Source organism: Candidatus Methanoperedens nitratireducens (genome assembly GCF_900196725.1).
Taxonomy (GTDB): domain Archaea; phylum Halobacteriota; class Methanosarcinia; order Methanosarcinales; family Methanoperedenaceae; genus Methanoperedens; species Methanoperedens nitroreducens_A.
Genome location: NZ_FZMP01000023.1, coordinates 1 through 11,929, shown reverse-complemented (window position 1 = coordinate 11,929; position 11,929 = coordinate 1). Strand labels below are relative to the sequence as shown.

11 protein-coding genes and 1 riboswitch are annotated in these 11,929 nt (G+C 44.1%); of the genes, 6 read left to right on the top strand and 5 right to left on the bottom strand.

The window, feature by feature from the left end; all coding sequences use genetic code 11:
- The first annotated feature begins 289 nt into the window (after positions 1–289).
- The 5 genes from MNV_RS02505 (at position 290) to MNV_RS02485 (ending at position 6,921) form a co-directional block, all read left to right on the top strand.
- Positions 290–1,039 (top strand): ABC transporter ATP-binding protein, encoded by a 750-nt coding sequence (locus tag MNV_RS02505; RefSeq protein ID WP_218837866.1) that lies wholly within the window; start codon positions 290–292, stop codon positions 1,037–1,039.
- 1 nt (position 1,040) lies between these two features.
- Positions 1,041–2,147, top strand: coding sequence for an ABC transporter permease (locus MNV_RS02500; RefSeq protein ID WP_096203808.1), 1,107 nt, complete (start codon positions 1,041–1,043; stop codon positions 2,145–2,147).
- A 1-nt stretch (position 2,148) separates the two neighbouring features.
- Positions 2,149–3,135 carry a COG1361 S-layer family protein gene (locus MNV_RS02495; RefSeq protein ID WP_096203807.1) on the top strand — a complete coding sequence of 329 codons (987 nt, stop codon included), beginning with the start codon at positions 2,149–2,151 and terminating at the stop codon, positions 3,133–3,135.
- Between the two features lie 137 nt (positions 3,136–3,272).
- Entirely contained in the window at positions 3,273–5,363 is a 2,091-nt protein-coding gene (locus MNV_RS02490; protein ID WP_096203806.1) for a thioredoxin domain-containing protein, read from the top strand.
- A 238-nt stretch (positions 5,364–5,601) separates the two neighbouring features.
- A complete protein-coding gene (locus MNV_RS02485) occupies positions 5,602–6,921 on the top strand; it encodes a hemolysin family protein (RefSeq protein ID WP_096203805.1) in 1,320 nt (439 codons plus the stop codon).
- A gap of 356 nt (positions 6,922–7,277) precedes the next feature.
- Here MNV_RS02485 and MNV_RS02480 read toward each other — a convergent pair whose 3' ends face one another.
- The 3 genes from MNV_RS02480 to MNV_RS02470 all read right to left on the bottom strand — a co-directional run bounded on the left by MNV_RS02480 (position 7,278) and on the right by MNV_RS02470 (position 9,900).
- The gene (locus MNV_RS02480) at positions 7,278–7,721 is read right to left on the bottom strand and encodes a 30S ribosomal protein S6e (RefSeq protein ID WP_096203804.1); all 444 of its coding nucleotides are present in this window, start codon (positions 7,719–7,721) and stop codon (positions 7,278–7,280) included.
- Between the two features lie 334 nt (positions 7,722–8,055).
- Positions 8,056–8,517 (bottom strand): hypothetical protein, encoded by a 462-nt coding sequence (locus MNV_RS02475; protein ID WP_096203803.1) that lies wholly within the window; start codon positions 8,515–8,517, stop codon positions 8,056–8,058.
- A gap of 207 nt (positions 8,518–8,724) precedes the next feature.
- A complete protein-coding gene (locus MNV_RS02470; RefSeq protein WP_096203802.1) occupies positions 8,725–9,900 on the bottom strand; it encodes a cation:proton antiporter in 1,176 nt (391 codons plus the stop codon).
- A 26-nt stretch (positions 9,901–9,926) separates the two neighbouring features.
- Positions 9,927–9,987, bottom strand: a riboswitch (Fluoride riboswitch).
- A gap of 187 nt (positions 9,988–10,174) precedes the next feature.
- Here MNV_RS02470 and MNV_RS02465 point away from each other — a divergent pair.
- On the top strand, positions 10,175–10,585 hold the full coding sequence (locus MNV_RS02465) for a ferritin-like domain-containing protein (RefSeq protein WP_096203801.1): 411 nt from the start codon (positions 10,175–10,177) through the stop codon (positions 10,583–10,585).
- Between the two features lie 158 nt (positions 10,586–10,743).
- Here the strand turns inward: MNV_RS02465 and MNV_RS02460 are convergent, their stop codons facing one another.
- Positions 10,744–11,235 (bottom strand): DUF3800 domain-containing protein, encoded by a 492-nt coding sequence (locus tag MNV_RS02460; RefSeq protein WP_096203800.1) that lies wholly within the window; start codon positions 11,233–11,235, stop codon positions 10,744–10,746.
- Between the two features lie 91 nt (positions 11,236–11,326).
- On the bottom strand, positions 11,327–11,929 hold a 603-nt coding region (locus MNV_RS02455), incomplete at its 5' end, for a hypothetical protein (protein ID WP_096203799.1).

The window sequence follows — 11,929 nt, the reverse complement described above, 5'->3', positions numbered from 1 at the left end:
ACAACTCTATTTATGCGACTTAGCTTAAAGTTAATACTCTAAACCTTATGGTAAGAGCAGGGTGAAACTAATCATTGGCTGACGGTTCGTAGATATTACACGAAAAATTGCATTTCATACAAAGTACTATTTATAGAAAGCGCAACACTTTTCAAGTGAATAAAGAGCATGCAGAAGATAGTATCTTCTTACATCCTGGTATAACCATACCGAGTTATACAAAAAAGACTATACTTACAAAAAGCATTTTAGATATGGATTCGCCCAAACCTGGAGGAGGCTTACCTTATTGGAACCCATCATCGAGGTCAGGAACCTCACAAAAATTTTCGTTTCAAGAAGAACAAAAGTAACTGCCGTAGAGGATGTCAGTTTTGATGTATTCAAAGGCGAGATTTTTGGTATGATAGGACCGAACGGAGCCGGCAAGTCCACTACGTTCGCCATGATGACCACATTAATAAAACCTACAAGCGGCAGTATAAAGGTTGCAGGTTTTGATGTTGAAAAAGAAGATGATAGAATAAGGGCGATCATAGGCATAGTCCCCCAGAAACTCAGCCTTTACCCGGACCTGACAGCCAGGGAGAACCTGGAGCTTATGGGCAACCTTTATGATGTGCCGAAAAATGTCATGGAAGAAAGGATTGAGTACTACCTGAAACTGGTCAATCTTGAAACTCATGCAGACCGTCTTACAGGAGGCTTCTCAGGCGGCATGAAGCAGCGCCTTTCCGTGATCAGTGCGGTGATACACGACCCGCAGATAATCTTCTGGGACGAGCCAACGACAGGTCTTGATCCCCAGACCAGGCAGGCAATCTGGAAACTTGCCCGGAAGTTCAATAAGGAAGGGAAAACTCTTATTTTCACTACACATTACATGGATGAGGCGGATAATCTCTGCGACAGGGTTGCGATAATGAATGCAGGTAAACTGATGGCTTTAGATAATCCTGAAAAGCTGAAACATACCTCAAACACCTCAAGTCTTGAAGATGTTTTCATTCATCTGACAGGCGAGGAGATACGTGATTGAAATGGAGTTAAAAACCGAGCTTAGAAAATCCTGGATAATCATGATCAAAGAGTTCAAACAGATTCTCAGGAAAAAAGCATTCATGATTCCGATGTTTATGTTCCCGATAGTCATGATAGTCTTTTTTGGCTACGGCATGGGCGGAACTGTCAAAAATGCTGACATTCTCATAGCCAACGACGATACAGGTATAGCCTCAGGCTCCCTTGTTCAGGAGATCGGAAGTTTCATCCCCAAGAACGGGGATATCAAAATGTTCTCGGTAACTTACACAAAGGATATGGGGCAATCCGAGGCAGAAAGGAAAATAGACGCCGGGTTGTATAAAGCCGTCCTGATAATTCCGCAGGATTATAGCGAACGCGTAGCAAAAAATGAGAGCGTGACTCTGACATTGCTTGTCGATTCCTCAGACACTACATCAAGCGGCATAATCATTAATTTTATGAACCAATTGCTTGCAAAAACCGGAAATATCTCTTTAAATATTCCTGATATTTACGGCAAACTACAATACATCGACTTCCTCACACCTGCGGTTATTGCTCTTACAGTATTCTTCGGTACCATTCAGACCATGGGATATGCGATAGCAGGAGAGAGGCAGGACGGCACATTGGTTCGCATTATGATGACGCCAGTGAGCCGGGGAGCCGTTATTCTCGGTAAAACTCTGCAACAGCTTGTGTTGCAGCTTGCCAGGGCTGTAGTCCTGATACTCGGCGCAATTATTATCCTCGGAGTCACGATGAATGGAAGCTGGCTCCTTGTGGCTCTTGTGCTTATCATATTCACTTTTGGGGCGGTAGGTCTTGGAATGGCTATCTCTGCCGTATCAGAGGATATGATCTCTTTTCAGGCGATAAGCACGTTAGTCGCCTTTCCTTCTATGTTTGCCACTGGTGTTTTCTATCCTTTAAGCTCAGCTCCGGACTGGATGCGCTGGATAGCGTATATGGTGCCTCTTACGTATGCCAACGATGCAATGCGTACTATCATGATCAAGGGCCAGGGCTTGAGCTTTATAGCTAACGATGTGGTTATACTCCTTATCTTTGCGATTTTTTATTTTACCTTAGGCGTATATCTTTTCAGGAGGGAAGTATAAAGTGAACAAAATAATAACGTTTTTGTTTCTGCTGGTTGTTATGATATCAGGCGCAGCAGGGGCTTATGATACGCCTGCTACGTATTATGTACCTCAAAGCTTTGATTTTGCGAAGAATTACTATAATTCATACGGCAGCCCGGATATCAACGCCACTATTGTTGGGGATAATGAGTTCGAAAGAGGAAAGATAGTTACCCTGAATATCGACCTGATGAACCGCGGCAAATTCCTGGGATTTGAGAGCGATAGGACTCCTTCGGGAGCAGATGAGATATACGCAGCCCAGACTGAAGTTAAACTTGAAGGCAAGATGGTGGATGCTACCGGCATAGTAGCCTCGCTATCAGCCGAGCCAGGAAGTTCCATAGAAGTAAAATCCACAAGCCAGCAGGTAGGTTCCATAAGAAGCGGGCAGAATGCGCTTGCTCCGATAAAATTTGATATAAAGATAGATAAGAAAGCGAAGGCCGGCGAATATAACCTTTACCTGAACCTTACCTACGATTACCAGAAAAACGTGCAGATAATAGATGCAAACGCAACCCAGCAGACATATGATGCGAATTACTGGTACGGCATGATTGCCCAGAACCAGACATTGAAAGTGAAAGTAAAAAAGCAGGCCGATTTTGAGATAGTAAAAACCAATGGTAGCCTGTATCAGGGGAGGGAAGATATAATAGAGATTGAGTTTAAAAATACAGGTGAAGACGTAGCAAAAGACGTTAAAGCGGTCATCAACCCTGCCGACCCTCTGAGCACAACAGATGATAAAGCATTTCTCGGTACTATGGAACCCGGGAGTACGGCAACTGCCAGGTTCAAGATCAAGGCTGACAGTAAATCTTTGACTAAAACCTATGCAGTAGATATTGTGCTCAGGTATGAAACCCCCGCAGGTGATATCACGTATTCAAGTACTCTGCAGGCTCCGGTAGAGGTAAAGGAACTGGGACTGTTCCAGAGATTGTTCGGATGGATTTAGCGCAGGGATGATATAAGATGCAAAGCTTTAACTAACATCAGAAAGAAACAACAAATCAAAGAGAGTGATAAAATGGTAAAAGTAGCGCGGGGAGTTGTAGAAATGGCAGTTATCCACTTTTAGGGGTGGTGGACAGGATGGAAAATTCCGGGACAGATAAAATCGAAAAACCTGAAATAGGGCGAAAACCCAATCATTTGAGCTCCGAGAAAAGCCCATACCTTCTTCAGCATGCGTATAACCCTGTGGATTGGTATCCATGGGGTAAAGAGGCTTTTGAGAGGGCAAAAAAAGAAGATAAACCGATATTCCTGTCCATCGGCTATTCTACCTGCCACTGGTGCCATGTGATGGAAAAAGAATCCTATAATGACAATGAAGTGGCAAAGTTGATGAACGATACTTTTGTGGCTATAAAAGTTGACCGTGAGGAGCGCCCGGATATTGATGCTATTTATATGAGAGCCTGCCAGACGATGACAGGCGCGGGAGGATGGCCTCTTAATATAATTATGATGCCTGATGAAAAGCCCTTCTTCGCCGCTACCTATCTCCCTAAGGAGAGCAAATTCGGGAGAGTCGGGCTGCTGGAGATAATACCGAAAATCAAAGATCTCTGGAAAACGCACAGGTCTGAAGTAGAAGACCTTGCCATACACGTCGTCTCAGCTCTTCAGGAAGCTCCCCGAAGTGCTCCCGGAGAAGAGTTGAACGAGGATGCCCTTAATCTGGCATATGAGCAGCTTCTTGGAATGTTCGATGAGCAGAACGGCGGTTTTGGAGAAGCACCCAAATTCCCGACGCCGCACAACCTCATGTTCCTTCTCAGTTACTGGAAGCGCACGGGAGATATACTGGCGCTCAGAATGGTTGAGAGGACGCTTACCGGCATGCGTATGGGCGGGATATACGACCATATAGGCTTTGGCGTCCACCGCTACTCGACAGATCCCAAATGGCATATCCCGCATTTTGAAAAGATGCTCTATGACCAGGCGTTGATAGCAATGGCTTATATAGAGGCTTTTCAGGCTACGGGAAATGAAGTGTATGGAAGAACCGCCCGCGAGATTTTTACCTACGTACTGCGTGATATGACTTCTCCGGAAGGAGGGTTTTATTCAGGTGAAGATGCCGATAGCGAAGGGATTGAAGGAAAGTTTTACATATGGACAGGGGACGAGATAAAATCGGTGCTTGGTGAAGAAAGCGAGATGATTAAAAAAACGTTTAATATAAAGACGGCAGGCGAAAACGTCCTGTACTTGTCAAGAGATATCTCCGAGCTTGCTTCTTACTTCAAGCTGCCTTCTGATGAGGTTCAGAAACGGTTAGACGATGCGCGGGCAAAACTATTCGCTGCACGTGAGAAACGCGTTCATCCGGGTAAAGATGATAAGGTCTTAACAGACTGGAATGGACTGATGATAGCCGCTCTGGCAAAGGGAGCGCAGGCATTTAATGAACCCTCATATGCCGACGCCGCCGGGAAAGCAGCAGATTTCATACTCGGGAATATGCGCGACCTGGAAGGCAGGCTGTATCATCGGTATCGGGATGGTGAACCTGCGATACCTGCTTTCCTTGAGGACTACGCGTTCCTTATCCGGGGATTGACAGAACTTTACGAAACGACATTTAAAGAATCCTATCTGCAGGCTGCGCTTGATCTTATGAATGACATGATCAAGCATTTCTGGGACAATGAGAACCGGGGTTTTTATACTACAGCGGATGATGCAGAGGAAGTTCTCCTCCGCAGGAAAGAGATATACGACGGTGCCGTGCCCTCAGGCAACTCGATGGCTATGCTGGACCTGTTGCGCCTGGGCAGGATGACCGCTAATACCGACCTGGAAAACAGGGCGGTACAAATCGGGCAGGCATTTTCCAGCAGTGTCCTGAAAACACCGTACTCGCACACGCAGTTGATGGCGGCACTGGATTTTGCGCTCGGACCCACAAGCGAAGTGGTTATCGCTGGCGACTTGAGCGCGGATGATACAAAAGCCATGCTGGCAGCTCTGCGAAAGGAGTTCATACCCAATAAGGTAGTGATCTTCCGCCCCGGCGAAATAGAGGAGCCTGAGATTACCCGTTTAGCAGAATATACCAGGTATCTTTTCAGCACGGACGGGAAAACCACGGCGTATATATGCAGGAACTACAGCTGCAAGACTCCAGTGACAGATACAGGAAGAATGCTGGAGCTGCTGAAAGCTCCTTGAAAAGCGGGCTGTGAGGTATAATTGAGCTATATGTAACCTTATACGGTTATGCGAACTTGCTTATCATTCTATATAATGGCTCAAAATCAGAACCGGAAGGTGCATGGTCTTCCTGGACGCAGTAATAGAAGGCTTAAGTAGTCAGATGGAGGAATATAAGCCAGAAAAATGATTACTTGCAGAAAAAAAGAGAAATTCATGACCGTATTTAACAGCAAGCCAAAAAGAGGTTTCAGAAATGTCTGATCTCACTTTTGAAATCCTGTTCATTATTTTACTTATTATTGCCAACGGCATATTTGCCATGTCGGAGATAGCCATCGTTTCGGCACGGAAGGCGCGGCTTCAACAGTGGGTAAATGAAGGTCATGTAAATGCACGCGTTGCACTGGAGCTGGCAAGTTCACCCAATCGTTTGCTATCTACCGTTCAGATCGGCATCACGCTCATCGGCATACTGGCTGGTGTATTCGGCGGTGCGACCATAGCCGAGAAGCTGGCTGTACGCCTGGACTCTATACCCTTACTTGCACCCTATAGCGGGGCCATCGCCCTTGGAATTGTAGTGCTGGGCATTACGTATCTCACGCTTGTTATCGGTGAGCTTGTACCCAAAAGGCTGGCATTGCATAACGCCGAGCGGATAGCCTGTAACGTAGCCGCACCCATGCGTGTGTTATCCCGGATTGCTTCCCCGGCAGTTCATCTGTTGAGCATTTCGACAGATACGGTTCTCAGGCTATTAGGCATACGACCGGTTGCCGAGCCGCCGGTTACAGAAGAGGAGATAAATATCCTGATCGAACAGGGCATGAAAGCCGGAGCTTTTGAGGAAGCAGAAAAGGATATGGTAGAACATGTATTTCGCCTGGGCGATTTGCGGGCCGGGGCATTGATGACGCCGCGGACCGAGATTTTCTGGATTGATATTGACGATTCGCCGGAGGAGATACGGAAGAAGATAGTTGAGAGCGGCCATTCCCGCTTCCCGGTATGCCAGGGGAGCCTCGATAACGTTCTTGGCATAGTGCAGGTCAAGGATTTATTGAGCCGCAATATGGCAGGTAAGCTGACCGACCTGAAGGCATCCATGCGGCGCCCCTTGTTTGTGCCAGAAAGTACGCATGCATTAAAAGTCCTGGAGTTATTCAAGCAATCAGGCATACATATCTCACTGGTGACAGATGAATATGGCAGTATCCAGGGACTGGTAACACTCAACGATATCCTGGAAGAGATCGTCGGCGAGATACCTTCCATCGAGGAGAGAGCTGAACCGCTGGCTGTGCAGCGCGAAGACGGCTCATGGCTATTAGACGGGATGCTGCCTGCGGCTGACCTGAAAGAGATATTTCTAATCAAAAAGCTGCCAGGAGAAGGTATCTACCAGACGCTGGGGGGCTTCGTGCTGATGCAGATGGGACGCATCCCCTCGGTCGGCAACCATTTTGAATGGGGGGGATTGCGCTTTGAAGTGGTAGATATGGATAAAAACCGGGTTGATAAGGTTCTGGTCATGCCTGTTCGGAAAGCTCCACCCGCTCAACAATCTAAATAAAAGGATATTCTATCTGCCGGATAACATTTGATAATAGTTTATAAATCACAGAGTCGGCTATGAACTGCAATTCATAAATGATCATAAAAAAGTACAACAAAACAGGCATTAACAACGAACTGATACGAACTCGTACGAACTCCGGTTGCGTGAGTTAGTATCAGTTCGTACGAGTTCGTTGTTTAAATAGTGTCTGTTTTCATACCAGTTCACAGAGAATGCAGAGAGCATAAACCACAAGTCTCTGTGCTCTCTGCGTTCTCTGTGGTTGATTATCTTGTTTTGCGTCGATGACTATAGTTTTGAGCGGAAGCGTTCAAAACTTGCAGAAACAGAAGTTAAAGATGTTTTTAGGTCTATCTCTTCCCTCTCTTCTTGCTCATGTCTTCTTTTGATTCTTCTCCCTTTTCGGAAGCCTCTTTCTTGGGGAAGACCTCGCTCAATGGTTTCTGCCCGTATTCCACGATGACCGCATTTATCTGGGCAGTATCGGATGATATCTCACGCCCGCGCATGGATTTCCGTTTCTTTACACCATCTGCCTTCGGATGATACCCCACGCCGCCTGCAAGCAGGATTTTCCTTCTGCCAGGTCCGGGTAAGTCCGGTCTCATCGGGAAGCCATCCTTATCTGTCCCGCCTGTCAGCTTGATAGTATAACCTGCCAATCCTACTGCATCCCCGCTTACTGTTTCTCCTATATTCTTGCCTATGAACTTATTAGCCGCTGTCCCGGTTACCGCTACCTGGTATGCCTGCGCGGTCTTACCGTCTGAAACTACTACTCTGAAATCTACCATTCTTTTTGGCTCCTAAATTTTGATAATCTTTATTCTGTAAGTCAGAATTATAACTTTGACTTTACTGGAGGTTAAGATACTTAAATTTATTGTAAAAGGAGGCTTTGCACCTAAAGTCATCGATAATCTTTGATATATCATTAACTGTGAAGACAGGCTTTTCGTATTTTTGATAATTATGTCCAATCGAAAGTTTGGAATTTTCCACCAAGGAGATGATCCATAAGTTCCACAGTTAAAATATCAAAATAAACTTTTTGGTTTCGATAGCCTTGCACTTAAAGTCGCTTTTGCAGTTGTTCCAGCTGCTATTCTGAGGATACGTCCTCCCCGCTCAGCGCTCACCCTTCTGCGGCACGGGCATAGGCGGCACGACCCCCGGCTCCGTCTCCTCTGCGAACTCGCGGTCCTCCCACATATCATGTGCAATCGCGATCGCGGCTGCCTGGGTGATGATGGCGAAGGAGCTGAAGACATGGAAGAAATGGATGAGCCCGTAAACCGAGACATTGATAAGCGGGATGACCAACGCCCTGCCGATGCCAAAGAAAAGCAGGAACCCCAGGATGGCCACCATCACGGAGATGTTAAAACTTGCCTGTGCGATGCGCTTCACGCGGCCAGCGATGCGGGTATTCCTAATATTGGAGAAGTTGTAGAACGCGATGCCCGTGATGACGATGCCTAGGATGATGTGCAGGTAGATCAGAACCGATGAGCCTCCGGGGGTCATAGCGAGGAGGAACTCGATAAGTACGATCCATATCATCGCGTACAGAGATGCCCATAGCTTCATCCAAACACACCCCAGAGGGGACGTCCTCCATAAAATTTATCAGATGCCATGTTTTTACTATCCTCTCCACAATACACAAGCCTTTCTGCCGTTTTTGGTTTTAAACGAGACTACCAAGTTTCGCCATCGAATAAGTTCTTTGGGAATATATATAACCTTTGTTTAATTGTGGCTTTTGACAGGATACTATTATTTATCCTGTCCTCATTATTTCCCATTATTCCCATTAGTCCCGTTATTCCCGTTGTTTAAATCCACCAGATCCTCTGAATGGACCGGCATAAACCATTTCTGCGCTATGAATGTCGGTATTACTGCGCTTGCTATCACAGCCCCGATCAAAATTGAATATTGCACCTGATTTATAAGCCCTGAATTCAAGCCAAAAACACTTGCTATTGTTCCAAAAGTTAATCCCGTGCTCATTAAGAGCGTAGTATACATGCTCCCATCGGGAATATACTTTTTTGCAAGAAAGTAAACTCCGAGAAACTTAGCCGCTATTTTGAGAGCAAAAAGAACAGCAAAAAGCCCAAAAGCAGATAAAATCAACGGCAATGAAACCTTCAAACCTCCGACAATAAAAAATATGGGAGTAATAACAGCATAGGCGACTGTCCTTAATCGGTTTCTTACCACCTTTGTCTCGGATGTCTCACTGAAGTGCTTTGACATCAGCAATCCTAATACAAATGCAGGTAAGACCGCCTGCCCTGCGCCTATATCCGCAAAATACATAAAAATAAACAGCAGCAGGAAGATGTACTTTATTTCGGGTTCAATTACTTTATTCTTCAATTTCGGATTATCAAAAACATAATGTGAAAATTTTTCTGCAAAATAAATTACACCAAGAGAAACAGAAATGAAAATGACTGTGTAAAGCGTCGGCTTGATGAATAAAATGCTTAATGCAATCGCGGTTCCCATATCTGTTATAAATGTAGATGCCATGATTAATTTCCCGATACTTGTTTTTGACAAATCCGTCTCCACAAGAACCGAATATACGACCGCAAGGGATGTTGTAGAGAGAGCAGTTCCGGCAATCAAAGATGCCGAAGTACTCCAGCCTGAAACATAATATGTATAAAGAAAAACTACGATAAACGGCAGCAAAAACGAAAATGTACCAATTAGAAAGCTCTCTTTAAATCTTTCTTTCATCAGCTTTGTATCGATCTCGGTTCCCGCCAAAAATGTTAAAAGAATCCCCCCAAAACTTGCTAAATACAGCATCCAATCATCCGGTTGAACCCCTAAATTTCCAGCTATCGCTCCAAGAAGAATTTCAATTATTGCTACAGATAACCCAACTCTCAAGGAAATTAAGCTTGAAATAAAAACTAATATGCCTGCTACCAAAATTATATCCGCTCTCATATCTGACCTCCTTTCAAATTTTATATTGATTGGTAGGAGTTATCAGCTATCCAGCGGTTGAAGGTGAACTCCATCACCTGTTTCTATACAAAGATTCAGTATGGAAACTGCTGCCTAAAGGTAAGACGAGTAATTAAGCTTTTCTAAACCCTGGTTCCTCTTTTTAGTGTAATTAGACTTCTCAGACCTCTGGTGCAAAGGTAAACCTGCACCAGAATAAATCTTCCCACAAGCCTTATATCAGAACAGGGTAAATAATTATACGGGTGAAACAGTGGCAGAAGAGTTATTAGAGTTATTAAATAAAGCGATCGCGAGAGAACTCGGCGTAAGCATACAGTACATGTGGCAGCATGTGATGGCAATAGGGATGAAAAGCCCCGAGGTCAAGGAAATTTTCAAGGAAATCGCCATCGTGGAGATGAAACATGCCGAGGACATCGCTGAGCGCCTCTTTTATCTGGGCGGGACTCCCACGACCAAACCCACGCCTATCAATATAGGAGATGTCCTGGGAGAGATGGTAGAGCTTGACCTCAAGGCTGAGGAAGAAGCCATAGAGTTATACACGGAGATCATCAGGCTGGCAGACAGGGAGGAGGATACGACGACAAGGCTGCTGTTCGAGGAGATACTCACGGCTGAAGAGGAACATAAGAATACGTTTACGAAGCTGCTGAGATAACGGCAATGGGCATTAAAAATGAAATATCCGTAGAAGAGTAAACTATAAATCCATTTAAAGCTAAACTGTAGAATAGCGAGTAAGTCCTGTGGAAATAGTAATGTACCTTGAGGTGCATGTGATTCCAAGTACACAGGGTTCGCTCTTCTTATTTTTCATCATAACTGTCTGGATATCTTTATCTTATCTTTGATTAAGTCATAATTAAAGGCTGCCTTTTGCTTCATGTATTGATCGAATTCGGCTCGGATAACTTTGTTGTATATCCGTTTATCAACGATTAATTTTGAATATGTGGTATTTTCGTATGGCAGGCAGCGCATTAGATAGCCAGCTATAAAATTATAGATTTCCTGCTTATGAGTCTGCATCCCAGGGTTCAATCGGTTTTTATCAAGGACGATGTAAGCGATCTCAATGGATTCTCTGCCTATGCATGTAAGGGTTTTCTCTCTAATCAATTCATCAGAGTTGTTAAACTTAATCTCCGGCAATTCCTTAAGTTTCTTTTTTAGCTTTCTTTCCCTGATATTCTTAATGCATCTCTCTATTTTATGTGGGTTTTTTGTGATGAGCAAGGCAATAACAATATGTTTTGATGAATTCAGATCAAAGCCAAGATCACCACTTTCATCGAGGTAGATATACACTTAATCACTCTCGTTTCACTTTTAAGTTATAGATAGCAAAAGCTGGATACTTTCATACCCTTTATTACTACTTTTATACTCTTATTTAAGCTCATTTTGACTTCTCAACTATTTCCTTCGCTGCTTCCTGCATTCCTTTTAGGAACTCAGAACTGACGATAAATTTAACATCTGTTACTTCACCAAATTCATTTTCTGTTAATGTTAATAATTTTTCAATTAACATTCGAGTCTGAAGTGGTCGATGATAAAGGAGATGGTATAATCGCACAGAGTATTTTTCTTTATCTTCATCCGGGTACGCTATTTCCTCCAGCTCCGGTAATCCGAGATTCTCTACATTTTTTATTACAAATTCATATCCTTTCTTGAATTCCTCGCCTCTTTTTTGTTTAACTTTTGCTATAATCGGTTCAAGATTTCCTACTGTCCTTTGTTTTATATACTGCTCGATGCAATCTCTTGTTACTGCTGACCAATTCACATCTGTTAGTTCATCCATACGTTTCAATAATTCATCAGAAATTCCAACCGTAATATTTCTAGTCATTTTTTCACCTAATTTATGTATATTTACGTATCGAATATATAAGGTTTTTATGATACAAGTTTCTGCATATTTACGTAGTGACCATATAATGTTTTCCGTAACACGAATTTTTTGTGAAATTACGTTTGCGCCACAAGTCACCCC

Coding starts and splice junctions, on each gene's coding strand:
- MNV_RS02500 (WP_096203808.1), top strand. CDS start 1,041: ATGGAGTTAAAAACCGAGCTTAGAAAATCCTGGATAATCATGATCAAA.
- MNV_RS02490 (WP_096203806.1), top strand. CDS start 3,273: ATGGAAAATTCCGGGACAGATAAAATCGAAAAACCTGAAATAGGGCGA.
- MNV_RS02485 (WP_096203805.1), top strand. CDS start 5,602: ATGTCTGATCTCACTTTTGAAATCCTGTTCATTATTTTACTTATTATT.
- MNV_RS02480 (WP_096203804.1), bottom strand. CDS start 7,721: ATGGTAGATTTCAGAGTAGTAGTTTCAGACGGTAAGACCGCGCAGGCA.
- MNV_RS02475 (WP_096203803.1), bottom strand. CDS start 8,517: ATGAAGCTATGGGCATCTCTGTACGCGATGATATGGATCGTACTTATC.
- MNV_RS02470 (WP_096203802.1), bottom strand. CDS start 9,900: ATGAGAGCGGATATAATTTTGGTAGCAGGCATATTAGTTTTTATTTCA.